Here is an 18,344-nt window from a genome sequence, read left to right on the forward strand (position 1 = left end):
CGCCGTGCCGCAGCTCACCGCCACCACCCTGGGCCGGACCGCCGCCTCGCTCGGCACGGGCCTGCTCGCCGGCGCCATCGGCACCGTCATGCACCGCTCGATCCGGCCGTGGGGGCTCGTGCTGTGCCTCGCCCTGGTGCTGGCCGTCGCGCTGACGACGCGCGCGTGGGCGGGCTGGCCCGCCTACGTCGCGGCCTCGGTGGGGGTGCTCGTCGCGGTGCAGGTGCTGTCGAGCGAGGGACCCGGGGGCGACGTGCTCGTGCCGGCCGGCGACGGCTGGGGCTGGGCGTGGGTGATCGGCGCGGTGGTCGCGCTGGGGTCGGTCGCGCTGGTGCCGCGGCGGTGGGTCGAGGACACGCCGCCGGACGCGCCGTGACGGACGTCGATCCCGCGGACTACCGCGCGGTCGCGGCCCGGCTCGCGGCCGGGGTCGTCGTGGTGACGGCGGTCCGGCACGGCGTCGCGCACGCCGCGACCGTGTCGTCGGTCGCGTCCGTGTCGCTCGACCCGCCGATGCTGCTCTTCTGCGTGCACGTCGACGCGCGGCTGCGCGACGTGCTCGACGGGACCGACGCGTGGGCCGTCTCGGTGCTCGCGGACGGCCAGGCGGACGTGGCCGACTGGCTCGCCTCGCCCGGGCGCCCGGCGGTCGGCCAGCTCGACCGGGTCGCGCACGTGGCGGCGCCCGTGTCGGGTGCCCCGTGGCTGGACGGCGCGGCGGCGTGGTTCGACTGCCGCACCGAGGCCGTGCACGGCGCGGGGGACCACGACGTCGTGATCGGGCGCGTGGTCGCCGCCCACGAGGGTGCACCCGACGCGGGTGGCCTGGTCCACCTGCGCGGACGGCTCCGCGGCGTCCGCTGAGCGGCAGGACGCGCCGCCGCCGGGGGCGGGTGGTGCCGCGCGCGGCACGCGCGCGGGCGACGGCCCGTGCGCGGGTGCCGCGGCCGTAGAATCGCCGCGCGCGCGGAACGCGTGCGCCCAAGCACCACCTCGGGGGATCGATGACGCACGGGACCGACCGCGACGGACCGGACGAGCGCACGGCGGGCGACGCCGTCGTGCCCGGGCCGCACGAGGACGGGGTCTCCGTCGAGCACGCCGACGCCCTCGACGCGGACGCGCAGACGGCGGGTGCGCCCGTGCGCGAGCCCGCGGACGGGACGGCGACGGGCGACGCGCCCGCCGACGTCGCGCCTGCGGACGTCGCGCCTGCGGACGCCGCGCCCGTGGACGCCGAGCCGGTGTCCGGCGCGGCGGTGCCGGACGAGGTGGACGCCGTGCCCGCCCCCGCCGAGCCGGCGGACGCCGCCCTCGCGGACGACGACGGCGAGGACCCGGCCCCCGCCGGCGACGCGCCCGAGCCTGCCGTGCGTCGCAGCCTCGCGCCCGAGCCCGCCGCGCCCCTGACGGCCTGGCCCTCGTGGGACGACGTCGCGGTGACGGCACCGCCCGCCGACGAGCCGGCCCCGGACGCGTCGGAGCGCGACGGCTCGGCCCCGTCGGACGACGTGGGCGCCGTCCGTGCCGCCGCCGACGACGTGGTCGCCGATCACGCGGTCGCCGATCACAGCGTCGCCGATCACGCCGTCGCCGATCGTGCGGCCGACGACGCCCCCGGCGCGGCGCCGTCCGAGCGGCAGGAGGAGTCCTCGGCGCCCGCGACCGAGGAGCCGGCCGCCGACGGCGACGCGGCCCCGGCCGCCGGTCCGCTCGACCTGTCGGCCCTCGCGTTCGCCGCGCTCAACGCGGCGGCCGTCGGCGTGCCCGCGCACGCGCTGCCCCGCAGCCCGCTGGCGGAGGACGGCTCGCGCGTCACGCTCACGCCCGAGGGCCCGGCGAGCGGCACGTCCGCGGATCCGGCCACCGGCGACGCCGTGCCCGCCGCCGACGCCCCCGACGGGACGGCCGCGGACGTGACCGCGCCCACCGCCGACGCGGCACGCGACGACACCGTCCCCGAGGCCGCCGCTCGTCCGGCCGTCGACCCGGCAGCGCCTGCCGCGGGCGGGGCGAGCGACGCCACGACGACCCCGCCCGACGCCACGGCGGTGCTGCCCCCGGTCGTGGACGACGACGCGGCGCGCACCACGGCGTGGCCCGCGACGGCCCAGGGTGCGGGTGCCGCACCGGGATCACCGGGAGGACCCGTCGTGCGCACGTCCGTGACCGAGCGCGAGGGCTCGCCGCTCGACGGCTTCGACGAGGAGACGCGCCGGCGGCGCTGGCCGCGCGCGCTCGCGATCGTCGGCGGCGTCGTCGTGCTGCTCGCCGCCGGCTACGTCGGGGCGTCCTACGCGCTCGCCGACCGGGTGCCGCGCGGCGCGACCGTCGCGGGCGTCGAGATCGGCGGCATGACGGCGGACGAGGCGGAGAAGGCCCTCGTCGACGGTCTCGCCGACCGCACCGCGGGCCCGGTGCCGGTCGTCGCGCAGGACGTGCAGGCGGAGCTCGACCCCGCGACGGCCGGTCTCGCGCTCGACGCGCCCGCGACGGTCGCCCGCCTCACGGGCGTGGACCTCACGCAGCCCGTGCGGCTGTGGCGCCAGCTGGTCGGCGTGCGCGAGCAGCCGCCCGTGTCCCGGGTGGACGACACCGCGCTCGAGGGTGCGCTCACCGAGCTGTCCGGGTCGCTCGTCCTGGCCCCCGTCGACGGCACCGTCGTGTTCGCCGACGGCGCGCCGCACGCGACCGAGGCGGTCGACGGCTGGGACCTCGACGTCACCGGTGCGGCCGACGTGCTCGCGGACGGCTGGCTCACGCAGCCGACGCCCGTCGAGCTCCCGACGACGGTCGTCGAGCCCGCCATCACGCAGGCGGAGACCGACCGCGTGCTCACGCAGGTCGCGCAGCCGCTCGCCGCCGCCCCGGTCACGGTGCAGGTGGCGGACCGGCAGGCGACCCTCGACGTCGCGACGCTCACCGCGAACGCGTCCTTCGCGCCGGTGGACGGCACGCTCGAGCTGCAGCTCGACGGCCAGGCGCTGACCGACGCGATGCTGTCCCAGCTGCCGGACCTGCTCACGACGGCGTCCGACGCGCGCTTCGAGTTCCAGGACGGCGCGCCCGTGATCGTCCCGGGCGTCGCCGGCACGACGCTGGACCCGGCGGGCGTGGCGTCGGCCGTCGCGACGGCCGCGACGTCGGGGACGGGCAACCGTCTCGCGACGGTGGACCTGGTCGAGAGCGACCCCGCGGAGACGACGGCCGCGCTCGAGGCGCTCGGCGTCAAGGAGGTCGTGTCGGAGTTCTCGACGCCCCTGACGAGCGAGCCGCGCCGCACGTCGAACATCTCGACGGGGCTGCGCAACATCACCGGGACGCTCGTGCGGCCGGGGGAGACGTTCAGCCTGACGGAGGCGCTCGGCCCGGTGGACGCCGCGCACGGGTTCGTGCAGGCCGGTGCGATCGTCAACGGCGAGCACGCCGACGCGTGGGGCGGCGGCCTGTCGCAGGTGTCGACCACGACGTACAACGCGGCGTACTTCGCGGGCTTCGAGGACGTCGAGCACACGCCGCACTCGGAGTGGTTCCAGCGGTACCCCGAGGGTCGTGAGGCCACGATCTTCACGGGTGTCATCGACATGAAGTGGAAGAACAACACGCCGTACGGCGCACTCGTGCAGGGGTACGTGGCCGACGGTCGCGCGACCGTGCGCATCTGGAGCACCAAGCACTTCACGGTCGAGACCGAGAAGAGCGGCCGCTCGGGCGTCGTCTCGCCGACGACCGTGTACTCGCAGTCGGCGACGTGCCAGCCGCAGAGCGCCGGCAACCCCGGCTTCACGGTGACGAACACGCGCCGCGTGTACCTCGCGGGCGAGCTGGTCGACACCGAGTCGAGGACCTGGCGGTACAAGCCGCAGAACCGCGTGGTGTGCGGCAGCCCGCCGGCGCCGGGGGCGCCCGCGACGCCCTGACGTGCGGACGGCCCGGACCGGCGGCTCAGGCCGAGCGGTCCGGGCCGTCGTCGTCCGCGCGGCCGTGGTCGTGGCCGTCGTCGTGCCGGACGTCCGCGCCGACCTCGTGCCGGGCGTCCGCGCCGCCGGGGGCGGCTGCTCGCGGCGCGCGCCGGGGCGGGGCGGGCGGCACGGTCTTCGCGCGCACGACCGCCGCGGCGGGCACGTGGACGTCGCCGCGGCGCGTGCGCACCGTGAGCCCGGCGTCGTCCACGGCGAGCACGTCGCCGAGGACGTCGGTGAACGGCGGCTCGCCGCCGTGCAGCGTGCCGGTCGGCGCACCGGCGGGCAGGTCGTCCCGCAACCGACGCACGACGACGCGCGTCCCGGGGGTCCAGTCCCGCCACGTGGCGCGCCTCACGTCGTGCACCGCGTGTCGGGGGTTGGACGGGGGCTCGTCGGGACGGTCACGTGGGGGATACTAGGTCGACCGCTGCACCCGTGGAGGACCCGCCGTGACGTATGTGATCGCCGAACCCTGCGTGGACGTCAAGGACAAGGCGTGCATCGAGGAGTGTCCGGTCGACTGCATCTACGAGGGCAAGCGGTCGCTGTACATCCACCCCGACGAGTGCGTGGACTGCGGCGCCTGCGAGCCGGTGTGCCCGGTCGAGGCCATCTACTACGAGGACGACGTCCCCGAGCAGTGGTCGTCGTACTACGAGGCCAACGTGCACTTCTTCGACGAGATCGGCTCGCCCGGCGGCGCCGCGAAGATGGGTGAGATCGCGCACGACCACCCGATCATCGCCACGCTGCCGCTGCGCGTGCACGGCGACTGACGCCGCGCACCGCGGACGACGCGCACGTGGGACTGCTGACCGGCGCGCTGCCGGACTTCCCGTGGGACTCGCTCGTGCCGCTGGCCGAGCTGGCCCGCGCGCACCCCGACGGCATCGTCGACCTGTCGGTCGGCACGCCCGTCGACCCGACGCCCGCGGTCGTGCGCGACGCGCTCGCCGCGGCCGCCGACGCGCCGGGGTACCCGACGACGCACGGCACGCGCGCGCTGCGCGAGGCGGTCGTCGACTGGTTCGCGCGCCGGCGCGGCGTGCCGGGCCTGGACGCGGACGCGGTGCTGCCGACCGTGGGCTCGAAGGAGCTCGTCGCGCTGCTGCCGTCCCTGCTGGGCCTGGGCGCCGGCGACGTCGTGCTGCACCCCGCCACGGCGTACCCGACGTACGACGTCGGTGCGCGGCTGGCGGGCGCGACGCCCGTGCCGGTCGAGGACCCGGCGGCCGTGCTCGCGCAGCGCGACGACGTGCGCCTCGTGTGGCTGAACTCGCCCGGCAACCCGGACGGGTCGGTGCTGGACGTGGCGCAGCTGCGGGCCGTGGTGGACGCGGCGCGCGCCGCGCAGGCGCGCACGGGCCGACCGGTCGTCGTGGCGTCGGACGAGTGCTACGCCGAGCTCGCGTGGGACGCGCCGTGGGCGACGGACGGCGTGCCGAGCGTGCTGGACCCGCGGGTCACGGGCGGCGACACCGCCGGGCTGCTCGCGGTGTACTCGCTGTCCAAGCAGTCGAACCTCGCGGGCTACCGGGCCGCGTTCGTCGCGGGCGACGGCGCGCTGGTCGCGGGTCTGCTCGAGACGCGCAAGCACGCGGGGATGATCGTGCCGGCTCCCGTGCAGGCGGCGATGACGGTCGCGCTCGGGGACGACGCGCACGTCGCGGAGCAGCGCGAGCGCTACCGGCGCCGGCGGGGTGCCCTGCGGGCCGGTCTCGAGGCCGCGGGGTACGTCGTCGACCGCTCGCACGCGGGGCTGTACCTGTGGGTGCGGCCCGACGGCGGGTTCCAGGACTCGTGGACGACGGTGCGCGACCTCGCGTCGCTGGGCGTGCTGGTGGCGCCCGGCGCGTTCTACGGCGCGGCGGCCGCGGGTCACGTGCGGGTCGCGCTGACGGCGTCCGACGAGCGCGTCGCGCAGGCCGCGGCCCGGCTGTCCGGCGCGTGAGCCGGCGGGTCGCGCGTCGCGTGCGCGCGGCCCGCGGCCCGACGCCCTACTCCCTGTGAGGCGTGTCACATACGGACCAAGGTCCGTTCGCACGGTCGTCACGACGCCGGATTCGCAGGTACCGTCACTGCGGGCCGACGAGGGTCACCACCGCGCGCCGGCCACCGAAGATGGTCGCGGCGCACCCGCCGGGGCCGGTCGCACGCTCGTCGGCGCAGGAAGGAACACCATGTCGGACGTCGTCACCGCACCGGTGCAGGCCCCCGTCCAGCTCGTGGTCGGCGGGGAGGCCCACGACCTGCCCGTGGTCCCCGCGACCGAGGGCAACGACGGCATCGTCGTCTCGTCGCTGCTGCGCGACACCGGCATGGTCACCGTGGACCCCGGGTTCATGAACACCGCGTCCTGCGAGTCGCAGATCACCTACATCGACGGCGACGCGGGCATCCTGCGCTACCGCGGCTACCCGATCGAGCAGCTCGCCGAGCACTCGTCGTTCCTCGAGGTCGCGTACCTGCTCATCAACGGCGAGCTGCCGACGCCCGACGCGCTCAGCTCGTTCGAGGAGCGCGTCAACCGGCACACGCTCGTCCACGAGGACTTCCGCACGTTCCTCGGCTCGTTCCCGCGCGGCGCGCACCCGATGACGGTCATGGCGTCGGCGCTCAACGCGCTGTCGACGTTCTACCCGGAGTCGCTCGACCCGTTCGACCCCGAGACCGTCGAGCTCGCGACGGTCCTCATCCTCGCCAAGACGCGCACGATCACGTCCTACGTGCACCGCACCGCCAAGGGTGAGCCGCTGCTGTACCCGGACTACTCGCGCGGATACGTCGAGGACTTCCTGCGCATGACGTTCGCGGTGCCCTACCAGCAGTGGGACCCGGACCCGGTCGTCGTCAACGCGCTCGACAAGCTGCTGATCCTGCACGCCGACCACGAGCAGAACTGCTCCACGTCGACCGTCCGCATCGTCGGCTCGAGCCACGCCAACGTGTACGCGTCGGTCGCGGCCGGCATCAACGCGCTCTCGGGCCCGCTGCACGGCGGCGCGAACGAGGCCGTGCTGCGCATGCTCGACCAGATCAAGGCGAACGGCGGCGACGCCACCGACTTCATGCGCCGCGTGAAGAACAAGGAGGACGGCGTCCGCCTCATGGGCTTCGGCCACCGGGTCTACAAGAACTACGACCCGCGTGCCGCGATCGTGAAGCAGAGCGCCCACGAGGTGCTGCAGGCGCTCGGCAGCACCGACGAGCTGCTCGACATCGCGATGGGCCTCGAGGAGATCGCGCTGCACGACGACTACTTCGTCTCGCGCAAGCTGTACCCGAACGTCGACTTCTACACGGGTCTCATCTACAAGGCGATGGGCTTCTCGGAGCAGATGTTCACGCCGCTGTTCGCGCTGGGCCGCATGCCCGGCTGGATCGCCCAGTGGCGCGAGATGATGAACGACCCGCAGACCAAGATCGGGCGCCCGCGCCAGGTCTACACGGGCGCCACCGAGCGCGCGTACGTGCCCGTCACCGACCGCTGACGGTGGGCGGCGCCCGCGTGCCGGGCGCCGCGGGTCAGCCCGTGACCGTCACCCGCACCTGACCGGTCGGCAGCGCGGGCGCACCGGTCGGGCGCCACGTCGGGTCCTCGCGCGACCACCGCTGGTCGGCGACGGTCACCGCGTCGGCGCCCGTGTCGCGCGCGACCGCGACGGCCCACTGCGCGAGCCCCCACGCGGCGCGCGGCACGTCCTGCGGCGCGATCGAGGTCGCGTCGAGGTCGACCGTCGACGCCGTGCCCTCCGGTCCGTCCGCGAGCGTCACCACGGCGGGCAGGTCGCCCCAGTCCCGCGCGACGCGGTCGGTGACAGGCCCGGTGCCGGTCGGCGTCTCGACGGGCCGCAGCGTGCAGCGCAGCGCGGCGGGCGAGAAGCCGGTCAGCGCCGAGGCCCACGCGCGCGACCGGGCCTCGTGCTGCGCGTACGCGTCGGGGAAGCCGCTGCGCTGCACGGCCTGCGCGGCCTGCGTGACCGGCATGTCCTGGTAGCCCGCGACCTTCTCGAGCCCGTCGTAGAACTTGGTCGTCGAGTAGACGGGGTCCATGATCTGCTCGACCGTGCCCCAGCCCTGCGACGGGCGCTGCTGGAACAGCCCGATCGAGTCGCGGTCGCCGTAGTCGATGTTCTCGAGGCGCGACTCCTGCAGCGCGGTCGCGAGGCCGATGGTCACGGCGCGCGCCGGCAGGCCGCGCCGCACGGCGAGCGACGAGACGAGCGCGGCGTTCTGCGCCTGGTCGGGGCTCAGGCTCCAGTCGGTGCCGTCGAGGTGCGCCACGCAGCGCTCGGCGACGGGGCGCTCCGGGCGGGCGCGGTCGAGCAGCGCGACGACCCCCGCGACGCCCAGCCCCACGACGAGCACCGCGAGGACGGCGACGCCGAGCGCGGGCAGGCAGCCGCCACGACGACGGCGCCTGCGGGGTCGGGCCACGGCGTCAGTTCGCGTGCAGGGCCGCGTTGAGGTGCACCCCGGCGCCCGACCGCGCGACGGCCTCGACCTCGCCCGTGCGCGAGTTGCGGCGGAACAGCACGTTGTCGGCCCCGGCCAGCGCACGGGCCTTCACGACGCGCACGTCGCCGTCGTCGACGGCGCCCTCGACGTCGAACCCGACGAGCCGCACCTTGGTGCCGGCCGTCACGTAGAGCCCCGCCTCGACCACGCAGTCGTCGCCGAGCGGGATGCCGAGGCCCGAGTTGGCGCCCAGCAGCGAGCGCTCACCGATCGACACGACCTCGCGGCCACCGCCGGACAGCGTGCCCATGATCGACGCGCCGCCGCCGACGTCCGACCCGTCGCCGACGACGACGCCGGCCGAGATGCGGCCCTCGACCATCGACGTGCCCAGCGTGCCCGCGTTGAAGTTGACGAACCCCTCGTGCATGACGGTCGTGCCCGGTGCGAGGTGGGCGCCCAGCCGGACGCGGTCGGCGTCCGCCACGCGCACGCCCGACGGCAGCACGTAGTCGACCATGCGCGGGAACTTGTCGACGCCGTACACGGTCGCCGTCGTGCCGGTGGCGGCGCGCAGCCGCAGCCGGGTGGCCTCGAAGTCGTCGACCGCGCACGGGCCCCGGTCGGTCCACACGACGTTCGGCAGCGCCGCGAACAGGCCGTCGAGGTTCTGCCCGTGCGGTGCGACGAGCCGGTGCGAGAGCAGGTGCAGGCGCAGGTAGGCGTCGGCCGTGCCGGCGGGGGGCGCGTCGAGGTCGACGACGGTCGCGACGAGGCGCACGTGCACGCGGCGCGCGGCGTCGTGGCGCTCGCACGCCGCGAGGTCGGCCGGCGCGTGCTCGTGCACGGACGCCGCGTCGTCGGCGACGAGGGTCGCGGGCGGCTCGCCCAGGGCGGGCGCCGGGTACCAGACGTCGAGGGTCGTGCCGGACTCGGTGACGGTGGCCAGGCCGAGGCCCCAGGCCGTGCGGTCGGTCATGGCGCCAGCCTACGGCGCCCCCACGTCCGCACGGCGGCCCGTCCGCGGTGCGGGAGGCGCAGGCGCGTAGGGTCGGCGCCGTGGCTGCCGACGACCTGCTCGACCTGTCCGCCGACGTCGTGACGCTCACGCGCCAGGTGTGCGACCTGCCGTCCGTGAGCGGTGACGAGACGCGCCTCGCGGACGCGGTCGAGGCCGCGCTGCGCGCGTACCCGCACCTGGAGGTGCTGCGCGACGGCGACACCGTGGTCGCGCGCACGCACCTGGGGCGCGAGCGGCGCGTGGTCGTCGCGGGCCACCTCGACACGGTGCCGCTCGCGGGGAACCTGCCGACGCGCCTCGAGGGTGACGTGCTGTGGGGTCGGGGCACGGTCGACATGAAGGGCGGCGTGGCCGTCGCGCTGTCCCTCGCCGCGTCGCTCACAGCGCCGGTGCACGACGTGACGTGGGTGTTCTACGACCATGAGGAGGTCGCGTCCGAGCTCAACGGCCTGGGTCGCGTCGTGCGGCACCACCCCGAGTGGCTCGCCGCGGACTTCGCGGTGCTCGGCGAGCCCAGCGACGGCGGACTCGAGGGCGGCTGCAACGGCACGCTGCGCGTCGAGGTGCGTCTGGCGGGCGTCGCGGCGCACTCGGCGCGCGCGTGGGTCGGCGTCAACGCGGTGCACGCCGCGGGCGAGGTGCTGCGCCGGCTCGAGGCGTACGAGCCCGCGACGGTCGAGGTCGACGGGCTCGCGTACCGCGAGAGCCTCAACGCGGTCCTCATCAGCGGCGGCGTCGCGACCAACGTCATCCCCGACGCGTGCGTCGTCACGGTCAACTACCGGTTCGCGCCGTCGCGGTCGGTCGACGAGGCCGTGGCGCACGTGCGCGACCTGTTCGCGGGCTACGACATCGAGGTCACCGACGCGGCCGCGGGCGCCCGCCCCGGGCTCGACGTGCCCGCCGCGCAGGACTTCGCGGCCGCGGTCCTCGCGGTGACCGGGGGCAGCCCGGCGCCCAAGTACGGCTGGACGGACGTCGCGCGGTTCAGCGAGCTCGGGGTGCCCGCCGTGAACTTCGGGCCCGGCGACCCGCTGCTCGCGCACAAGGACGACGAGCGCGTGCCCGTCGCGCAGATCGAGCTGTGCCACCGCGCGCTGCGCGCGTGGCTCACGGGCGAGCAGCCGGACGGCCCCGGCACGGCCTGACGCGGCGTCCCCGGGCCTGCGGCGAGCGGCGCGCTTCCCGCCGCGACGCGTCCCACCTGCACCTAGGCTCGGGGCCATGACCCACGAGACGTCGGCACCCGCACCGGAGTACCGCCGCGGCCCCGTGCTGCTGCGGCGCGACCAGATCCCCGCCACGACCTCCGACCAGCGGCTGCTGTCGCGCGGCGAGGGCGCCTCCTGGCTGCACTCGGACCCCTGGCGCGTCATGCGGATCCAGAGCGAGTTCGTCGAGGGGTTCGGCGCGCTGGCCGAGGTCGGGCCCGCCGTGAGCGTGTTCGGCTCGGCACGCGTCAAGCCGGGCGACCCGTACTACGCGATGGCGCAGGACGTCTCGCGCGGCCTCGTCGACGCGGGGTACGCGGTGATCACGGGCGGCGGCCCCGGGATCATGGAGGCGGCCAACAAGGGTGCCGCCGACGCCGAGGGGCTGTCGATCGGCCTCGGGATCGAGCTGCCGTTCGAGCAGGGCATGAACCGGTGGGTCGACCTCGGCGTCAACTTCCGCTACTTCTTCGCCCGCAAGACGATGTTCGTCAAGTACTCCGAGGGCTTCGTCGTGCTGCCCGGCGGTTTCGGCACGTTCGACGAGCTGTTCGAGGCGCTCACGCTCGTCCAGACCCACAAGGTCACGGGCTTCCCGATCGTGCTGCTCGGCGGCGACTACTGGGACGGGTTGCTCGCGTGGCTGCGGGGACCGGTCCTCGAGAACGGCATGATCGCCGCCGCCGACGTCGACCTGCTGCACGTCGCGTCGACCGCCGAGGAGGCCGTCGACGTCGTCGTGCGGCGCAACGCCGAGATCCGTGCCGAGGAGGCTGCGGCCGCCGAGGCGACCGAACGGGCGAACCACGAGGCGCAGGTCGCCGGCGGCGGCCCGGTCCCGGAGCCCGTCGGCGGCGAGCCGCAGGACGAGCAGCTCGCCGGCGGCGGGTGGTGACGAGCGGCCCGCTGCCCGGCGTCCCCGCCGGTGCGACGCCGCTGCGGCTGCGCGGTCGGACGTTCGCGCCCGACCGGCCCGTCGTCATGGCGGTCGTCAACCGCACGCCGGACTCGTTCTACGCCGCGGCGCGCTACCGCGACGACGACGTCGACGCGGCCGTCGACAGGGCCGTCGAGCAGGGCGCCGACGTGCTGGACGTCGGGGGCGTGCGGGCGGGCCGCGGTCCGGCGGTCGACGAGGCCGAGGAGGTCGCGCGCGTCGTGCCCGTCGTCGAGCGCGTGCGCGCGCGGCACCCGGAGCTGCTGGTGAGCGTGGACACGTGGCGCGCGGGCGTCGCGCGCGCGGTCGCCGACGCGGGTGCCGACCTGCTCAACGACACGTGGGCGGGGCACGACCCGGGGCTCGTCGAGGTCGCCGCCGAGCGGGGGCTCGGCGTCGTGTGCTCGCACACCGGCGGCGCGACGCCGCGCACCGACCCGTTCCGCGTCACGTACCCCGCGCCGCCGGGCGTCGACCCGCTCGACGGCGTCGTCGACGACGTGGTCCGCACGCTGACGGCCGCGGCCGCGCGGGCGGTCGCGCTCGGGGTCGACCCCGCCGCGGTGCTCGTCGACGCGACGCTCGACTTCGGCAAGACCACGTGGCACTCGCTGCACCTGCTCAGAAGCACCCCGCAGATCGTGCAGATCGGGCACCCTGTGCTCATGGCGATCTCGCGCAAGGACCTGGTGGGGGAGACGCTCGACCTGCCGCCCGACGAGCGGCTCGAGGGCACGCTCGCCGCGACGGCGGTCGCGGCGTGGCTCGGTGCGCGCGTGTTCCGCGTGCACGACGTCGCGGCGACGCGGCGCACGCTCGACATGGTCGCGGCGATCCGCGCCGAGCGGGCGCCCGCGGTCGCGCTGCGGGGCATGGTGTGAGCGCGGCGCAGGGCGGGCACGGCGACGGCGCCGTGGCCGCCGCGGACGCGACCGGGCACGACGCCGCGCCGGAGCGGCGGCCCGCGGGGTGGTGGGAGCGCGTCCGTGCGTGGCCCTGGTGGGTGCACGTGCTGCTCGTGTTCGCCGCGTCGCGGCTGCTCGCGGGCGTGGTCTTCGTGTGGACGTCGACGGTCCAGGAGGCGAACCTCTGGACCGACGCCAACCCGCCGTACCAGGAGTACGTCGCGCTCATGTACGACGGCGGCTGGTACCGGCAGATCGCCGAGAGCGGCTACCCCGCGGAGCTCCCGCGCGACGCGCAGGGGCTCGTGCAGCAGAACCCCTGGGCCTTCTTCCCGCTCTACCCGATGCTCGTGCGGGGCCTCATGGCGCTCACGGGCGGCTCGTGGGTCGTCGTGGCGCCGACCGTCTCGCTCGTGCTCGCGGCCGCGGCCGCGCTGGTCGTGCACGAGGTGGTCCGGCAGGGTGCGCCTCGCGCGGTCGCGGCGCGGCCCGGGCTGCCGCTCGCGTCGGTCGCGCTGGTCTGCGCGTTCCCGACGGCCGCGGTCCTGCAGGTGGCGTACACCGAGTCCGCCGCGCTGCTGTTGGTCGCGACGTCGCTGCTGCTGATCGTGCGGCGGCAGTACGGCTGGGCCGCGCTCGCGGTCGTGGCGCTCGGCTTCACGCGCGCGGTCGCGCTGCCGATGGCCGTCGTCGTGGTGGTCCACGCGGGTGTGCGCTGGTGGCGTGCGCGCCGCGGCGAGGACACGTTCGGGCGGCGCGACGGCCTCGGCCTCGCCGGGCTCGCGGTCGCGGCGGGGGTGTCGGGCGTCGCGTGGCCGGCCGTCTGCGGCTGGGCGACGGGGGTGCCGGACGGCTACCTGCAGACGCAGGAGGCGTGGCGCGGCATCCGCGAGGTGACGCCGTTCTACGGCTGGACGTACGTGCCGCAGTTCTGGTTCGGCGACGCCGGGCCGTGGCTCGTCGCGGCCGGTGCGGCGCTCGTGCTGGCGGTGCTGCTGGTGCCGGCCGCGTGGCGCGTCGGGCCCGAGCTGCACGCGTGGTCGGCCGCGTACGTGCTGTACATCGTCGCGGTCATCGAGCCGGGCTCGAGCCTCGCGCGGTTCCTGCTGCTCGCGTTCCCGCTGGCAGCGGTCACGGCCGGGGTAGTGACGCGGCCCCCGTGGGCGCGTCGGCTGTGGTTCGGCGCCGTCCTCGTGCTCATGCTGGGGCTGCAGGTGCTGTGGATCCGCCAGATGTGGGAGTTCAACCCGCACGGCGACTGGCCGCCGTGAGCGGTCCGTGGTGCGGGCACCGGGGCGGTGTCCGCCCTCGGTGAACTAGGATGGTCGGCGGACAACCGGCTGACCAGTGAGGTTGCCGGGGCCGCCGACGAACGTCGGACGGCCGTAGACGAGGCGAAGGAGAGGCCGCATGGCCGCGATGAAGCCGAGGACCGGCGACGGACCGCTCGAGGTGACCAAGGAGGGTCGCGGCATCGTCATGCGCGTCCCGCTCGAGGGTGGCGGACGGCTGGTGGTCGAGCTCAACGCGACCGAGGCCGCCGAGCTGGGCGAGGCATTGTCCTCCGTCGTCGGCTGACGACCGCCGCATGAGCCCTCGCTCCACCGGCACCGCCGCCCTGCGCACGCCGCCGCTCGTCACGCTGCACGGCGCCACCGTCGTCGACTCCCCGCTCCTCACGGACGGGTCGGTCGACGCGGTGGCCGTGCAGGTCGCCCCGCCGCGGCCGGGCGACGACGCGCTGCAGCCCCGCTCGGGGACGCCGCAGGCGGCGGCGCGGTACGGCGTCGACCTCGCCGAGCTGGCGGAGCGCGCCGGGCTCACGGGTGCGGCGGGCGAGGCGTTCACGGTGCACCTGCCGCTGCCCGTCGGGTCGTCCGTCGCGCTGCCGTGGGCGGGGCTGCCGCCGCGGCTCGTGCTCGTGGGCGTCGGCGACGAGAGCCCGACGGCGCTGCGCCGTGCGGGTGCGGCGCTCGCACGCGCGACGCGCGACCTGGGCCGGGTCGCGACGACCGTCGGCGCGCAGACCCACCACGACGCCGCCGGCGCCGCACGTGCCGCGCGCGCGGTCGTCGAGGGCTACCTGCTCGCGGCGTACACGACGCCGCGCGTCACGGCCGAGCCGCCGACCGCGCGCGCCGCCGAGCTCGTGCTGCTCGGGCGGGACGGCGACGAGGTGGCGACGGCCGTCGAGGCCGCCCGCACCGGGGCCACCGCGACGTGGCTCGTGCGCGACCTCGCCAACACGCCCTCGAACGTCAAGGACCCGGCGTGGCTCGCGGACCGTGCGCGCCGGCTCGGCACGGACGCGGGGCTCGAGGTCCAGGTGCTCGGCCCGCGCGAGCTCGCCGCGGGCGGGTTCGGCGGGATCCTCGCGGTGGGCGGCGGTTCCGCCTCGCCGCCGCGCCTCGTGCGGCTCACGTACACGCCGGAGGGCGGCGGGGGCCGGCACGTCGTCGTCGTGGGCAAGGGCATCACCTACGACACGGGCGGTCTGTCGATCAAGCCGCGCGAGGCCATGGTGCCCATGAAGACGGACATGGCCGGTGCCGCGGTCGCGCTCGCGACCGTCCTCGGTGCCGCGCGCTCTCGCGTGCCGCACCGCGTGACCGCCGTGCTGCCGCTCGCCGAGAACCACGTCGGCGCCGCCTCCTACCGGCCCGGCGACGTGCTGACGCTGCACGGCGGCACGACCGTCGAGATCGCCAACACCGACGCCGAGGGGCGCCTGGTGCTCGCCGACGCGCTCGCGTGGGCCGACGCGACGCTCGAGCCCGACGTGCTCCTCGACGTCGCGACGCTCACGGGCGCCGCGAGCCTCGGCCTCGGCAAGCAGCACGCCGCGCTGTACGGCACCGACGACGCCCTCGTCGCCGCGCTCGCCGCCGCGGGTGAGCGCACGGGCGAGCTCGCCTGGCCGATGCCGCTCGTCGCGGACTACGCCGAGGCCGTGCACTCGTCCGTCGCCGACCTGCGGCACGTGCCGCAGGACCGCACGATCGGCGGCGGCTCGATCACCGCGGCCCTGTTCCTGCAGCGCTTCGTCGGCGAGCGGACCTGGGCCCACCTCGACATCGCCGGCCCTGCACGGGCGACCGCCGACAAGCACGAGGTCACCGAGGGCGCGACCGGCTACGGCGCCCGGCTGCTCCTGGAGTACCTGGACGCGCTGGTCTGACGCGTGCCCGCGCCGCCCCCCGGCGGGGGAGCGGTCAGCGTCGCACGGCCACCAGCAGGCCGTCGCCCGTGGGCAGCAGCGCGGGCACCAGGCGCTCGTCCGCACGGACCTGCCGGCCGACGTCCCGCACGGTCGTCGTGGTCTCGTCGCGGCGCGCCGGGTCGGCGACGCGGTCGTACCAGAGCGCGTCGTCCACGACCAGCACGCCGCCCGGGCGCAGCAGCCGCACGGCCTGCTCGACGTAGCCCGGGTAGCCCTCGACGTCGGCGTCGACGACGACCATGTCGTAGCCGCCGTCGGTCAGGCGCGGCAGCACGTCCAGCGCGCGGCCCGAGATCGCGCGCGTGCGCGTGCTGCGGACGCCCTCCTCGGCGAACGCCTCCTTGGCGGCGCGCTGGTGCTCGAGCTCGATGTCGATCGTCGTGAGCACGCCGTCCGCGGGCATGCCGCGCAGCAGGTAGAGCGAGCCGACGCCGGCACCGGTGCCGACCTCGACGACCGCGCGCGCCTGCACCGCGGCCGCCAGCACGCGCAGCGCCGCACCCGCACCGGGGGCCACGGGGGTGCACCCGAGGTGCGACGCGCGCTCGCGGGCCCGCAGCAGCACGTCGTCCTCGTCGAGGAACTCCTCGCAGTACACCCAGCTCTGGGCCTTGTCGGTGGAGATGTCGGCCTCCTCGTCGTGCGCCCCGGGCGGGGGCGTCCCTGCCGGTCAGCGTAGTCCCGGGTGCGTCGGCCGTCGGTCACCGCGCGCGCGTGGCGGACGGGCGCGCACGGGTTCGCCCACGACGAACACGGGTCGAGGTCCTGGCGTCGACCTGGGACACTGGTGGTCAGCGTCCCGACCCGGAGAGAACCCACGCACATGAGCGATCAGCCCGCCGACTGGCAGGCACCGTCGTGGGAGGAGATCGTCCGCGAGCACTCGGCGCGCGTCTACCGTCTCGCGTACCGCCTGACCGGCAACCGGCACGACGCCGAGGACCTCACGCAGGAGACGTTCGTGCGGGTCTTCCGGTCGCTGCACACGTACAGCCCCGGCACGTTCGAGGGGTGGTTGCACCGCATCACGACCAACCTGTTCCTCGACCAGGCGCGCCGCCGCCAGCGCGTGCGGATCGAGACCATCGGGGACGACACCGAGCGCTGGGCCTCGCCCGACGCGCTCGCGACGCCCGAGCGCGCGTTCGAGAACGGGAACCTCGACCACGACGTGCAGCGCGCGCTCGACGCGCTGCCGCCCGAGTACCGCGCGGCCGTCGTGCTGTGCGACATCGAGGGGCTGTCGTACGAGGAGATCGCCGTCACGCTGGGCATCAAGCTCGGCACCGTGCGCTCGCGGATCCACCGGGCCCGTGCCCGGCTGCGGGTCGCGCTCGAGCACCGGCGGCCGTCCGCCGCGACGTCCGCCGACCCGGACGCGTCCCTGCCGGGGGTCGTGACCGGCACGGCGGACGCCCCCGCGGGGGTGGCCCGATGATGCACCTCGGCTCGCGCATCAGCGCGCTCGTGGACGGGCAGCTCGACCCCGCCGCGACCGAGCGCGCGCTCGCGCACGTCGCGCTGTGCGGTGCGTGCGCGCGCGAGCTGGCCGACGCGCGTGCCGCGCGGCGCGCGCTCGCGGCCGCGGAGCCGGTGCAGCCCACCGAGGACCTCACGGCCCGTCTGCTCTCGCTGTCCGCGCAGGGGGCGCCGCCGGACGCGCCCCGGTGCGACCCGTTCGCCGTCGGCGGCGGCGCCGCGCTGCCCGTCGCGGCCACGCGTGCGCTGCGCGGCGACGTCGTCGCGCGCCGTTCACCCGTGCGCCTCGTGGTGGGCTCGGTGGCGGGGCTGGGCGCGGTCGCCGCGAGCCTGTTCGTCCTCGGCGGCCGTCCCGTCGTGACCCCCACGAGCCACCCCGCGGCGGTGCTCGGGCTCCTCGCGCACCCGTCGGCCGTCGCGGTCGACGGACGCACGCTGCGTGCCGACGACGACACCGTGTCGCGGCTGCGCGGCCAGGGGTGGACGTTCCCGCAGAGCCTGCCCACCGACTGGCGCGTCGCGGGGATCCGCTGGTCGCCTGGCGACGTCGACACGCTCGAGGTCGACGTCGCGGGCCCCGACGGCACGTTCGTGGTGACGGAGCAGCAGGGACGCCTCGACACCGACGCGCTCGCGGGCGCCCCCGTCCGCGAGATCGGCGGTCGCGAGGTCCACGTGCTGTCGTACGAGCCCTGGCACGTCGCGTGGCAGTCCGAGGCGACGGTCGTGCAGGTCGTCGCCGCGCAGGACGACGGCGACGTCGACGCGCTCGTCGCGGCCTTCCCGGCCGGCGGCTACGACGACACCATGACCGGGCGCATCGGCCGCGGCTGGCAGACCGTGTCGACGGTGTGGGAGCGCCCGTGAGCGACGCCGACGGGACGCGTCCCGCCGAGCCGGCGGCCACCGGTCCCGTGCCCGCCCCGGCGCCGTCCGCGCCGCTGTTCGCGGCCCCGTCGTCGTACCGGCACGTCGCGCGCCCGACCGCCGCGGACGCGCCGGTCGCGCACGCCGCACCCGTCCCCGGCGCGCACCCCGGGTACGCACCCGTGCCGCCCGCGACGGCCCCGGGGCACGCGTCGCCCGTGCCGCTCGGCCCGCCGACACCCGGCGGCGGCGCCGCCGCGCCGCAGGTCGTCCGCCGCCGG

General features: G+C 76.3%; 18 protein-coding genes and 1 pseudogene. 15 read left to right on the forward strand and 4 right to left on the reverse strand.

The features are described 5' to 3' along the window. Window positions 1-4 precede the first annotated feature (4 nt). From CS2_RS06330 to CS2_RS06340, 3 genes are all read left to right on the forward strand, one after another. Window positions 5-376, forward strand: coding sequence for a hypothetical protein (locus tag CS2_RS06330; RefSeq protein ID WP_070319343.1), 372 nt, complete (start codon window positions 5-7; stop codon window positions 374-376). Continuing rightward, a complete protein-coding gene (locus tag CS2_RS06335; protein ID WP_070319344.1) occupies window positions 373-864 on the forward strand; it encodes a flavin reductase family protein in 492 nt (163 codons plus the stop codon). The genes CS2_RS06330 and CS2_RS06335 overlap by 4 nt, the downstream gene beginning before the upstream one ends. Before the next feature lie 140 nt (window positions 865-1,004). Beyond that, complete coding sequence (locus tag CS2_RS06340) at window positions 1,005-3,920, forward strand: VanW family protein (protein WP_070319345.1); 2,916 nt, start codon at window positions 1,005-1,007, stop codon at window positions 3,918-3,920. 25 nt (window positions 3,921-3,945) lie between these two features. Here CS2_RS06340 and CS2_RS06345 read toward each other — a convergent pair whose 3' ends face one another. After that, window positions 3,946-4,320: a putative acetyltransferase gene (locus CS2_RS06345; RefSeq protein ID WP_233421088.1), complete on the reverse strand. Its 375-nt coding sequence runs from the start codon at window positions 4,318-4,320 to the stop codon at window positions 3,946-3,948. 94 nt (window positions 4,321-4,414) lie between these two features. Here CS2_RS06345 and fdxA point away from each other — a divergent pair, with 94 nt between their 5' ends. The 3 genes from fdxA to CS2_RS06360 all read left to right on the forward strand — a co-directional run bounded on the left by fdxA (window position 4,415) and on the right by CS2_RS06360 (window position 7,456). Then, window positions 4,415-4,741: a ferredoxin gene (gene fdxA / locus CS2_RS06350; protein WP_046530317.1), complete on the forward strand. Its 327-nt coding sequence runs from the start codon at window positions 4,415-4,417 to the stop codon at window positions 4,739-4,741. Window positions 4,742-4,767: 26 nt separating this feature from the next. Continuing rightward, entirely contained in the window at window positions 4,768-5,916 is a 1,149-nt protein-coding gene (gene dapC / locus CS2_RS06355; protein ID WP_174524294.1) for a succinyldiaminopimelate transaminase, read from the forward strand. Window positions 5,917-6,145: 229 nt separating this feature from the next. Next, entirely contained in the window at window positions 6,146-7,456 is a 1,311-nt protein-coding gene (locus CS2_RS06360; RefSeq protein WP_082131647.1) for a citrate synthase, read from the forward strand. 34 nt (window positions 7,457-7,490) lie between these two features. Here CS2_RS06360 and CS2_RS06365 read toward each other — a convergent pair whose 3' ends face one another. Next, window positions 7,491-8,402 (reverse strand): hypothetical protein, encoded by a 912-nt coding sequence (locus CS2_RS06365; protein WP_082131648.1) that lies wholly within the window; start codon window positions 8,400-8,402, stop codon window positions 7,491-7,493. A 4-nt stretch (window positions 8,403-8,406) separates the two neighbouring features. Further along, window positions 8,407-9,402 carry a 2,3,4,5-tetrahydropyridine-2,6-dicarboxylate N-succinyltransferase gene (gene dapD / locus CS2_RS06370; RefSeq protein ID WP_070319346.1) on the reverse strand — a complete coding sequence of 332 codons (996 nt, stop codon included), beginning with the start codon at window positions 9,400-9,402 and terminating at the stop codon, window positions 8,407-8,409. A gap of 80 nt (window positions 9,403-9,482) precedes the next feature. Between dapD and dapE the strand changes: the two genes are divergently transcribed. From dapE to CS2_RS06395, 6 genes are all read left to right on the forward strand, one after another. Next, a complete protein-coding gene (dapE, locus tag CS2_RS06375; RefSeq protein ID WP_070319347.1) occupies window positions 9,483-10,592 on the forward strand; it encodes a succinyl-diaminopimelate desuccinylase in 1,110 nt (369 codons plus the stop codon). 76 nt (window positions 10,593-10,668) lie between these two features. Next, window positions 10,669-11,550: an LOG family protein gene (locus CS2_RS06380; protein ID WP_082739927.1), complete on the forward strand. Its 882-nt coding sequence runs from the start codon at window positions 10,669-10,671 to the stop codon at window positions 11,548-11,550. Then, on the forward strand, window positions 11,547-12,473 hold the full coding sequence (gene folP, locus CS2_RS06385) for a dihydropteroate synthase (protein WP_070319354.1): 927 nt from the start codon (window positions 11,547-11,549) through the stop codon (window positions 12,471-12,473). The genes CS2_RS06380 and folP overlap by 4 nt, the downstream gene beginning before the upstream one ends. Then, a complete protein-coding gene (locus tag CS2_RS06390; RefSeq protein ID WP_233421089.1) occupies window positions 12,470-13,768 on the forward strand; it encodes a hypothetical protein in 1,299 nt (432 codons plus the stop codon). The genes folP and CS2_RS06390 overlap by 4 nt, the downstream gene beginning before the upstream one ends. Before the next feature lie 139 nt (window positions 13,769-13,907). Beyond that, window positions 13,908-14,075 (forward strand): DUF3117 domain-containing protein, encoded by a 168-nt coding sequence (locus CS2_RS18485; RefSeq protein ID WP_082131650.1) that lies wholly within the window; start codon window positions 13,908-13,910, stop codon window positions 14,073-14,075. Between the two features lie 10 nt (window positions 14,076-14,085). Beyond that, window positions 14,086-15,675 (forward strand): leucyl aminopeptidase family protein, encoded by a 1,590-nt coding sequence (locus tag CS2_RS06395; protein ID WP_070319348.1) that lies wholly within the window; start codon window positions 14,086-14,088, stop codon window positions 15,673-15,675. 34 nt (window positions 15,676-15,709) lie between these two features. Here the strand turns inward: CS2_RS06395 and CS2_RS06400 are convergent, their stop codons facing one another. Further along, on the reverse strand, window positions 15,710-16,342 hold the full coding sequence (locus tag CS2_RS06400) for an O-methyltransferase (protein ID WP_046530321.1): 633 nt from the start codon (window positions 16,340-16,342) through the stop codon (window positions 15,710-15,712). A gap of 198 nt (window positions 16,343-16,540) precedes the next feature. Here CS2_RS06400 and sigE point away from each other — a divergent pair, with 198 nt between their 5' ends. From sigE to CS2_RS06415, 3 genes and pseudogenes are all read left to right on the forward strand, one after another. Further along, window positions 16,541-17,155, forward strand: coding sequence for an RNA polymerase sigma factor SigE (gene sigE / locus CS2_RS06405; protein ID WP_070319349.1), 615 nt, complete (start codon window positions 16,541-16,543; stop codon window positions 17,153-17,155). Continuing rightward, window positions 17,152-18,063 (forward strand): zf-HC2 domain-containing protein, encoded by a 912-nt coding sequence (locus CS2_RS06410; protein ID WP_046530323.1) that lies wholly within the window; start codon window positions 17,152-17,154, stop codon window positions 18,061-18,063. Before sigE ends, CS2_RS06410 begins: the two co-directional genes overlap by 4 nt. Next, window positions 18,060-18,344: pseudogene (locus tag CS2_RS06415) on the forward strand (hypothetical protein); the annotation flags it as partial. The gene CS2_RS06410 and the pseudogene CS2_RS06415, both read left to right, overlap by 4 nt.

It is taken from the genome of Cellulomonas iranensis NBRC 101100 = JCM 18110, assembly GCF_001552375.1.
GTDB classification, from domain to species: domain Bacteria; phylum Actinomycetota; class Actinomycetes; order Actinomycetales; family Cellulomonadaceae; genus Cellulomonas; species Cellulomonas iranensis.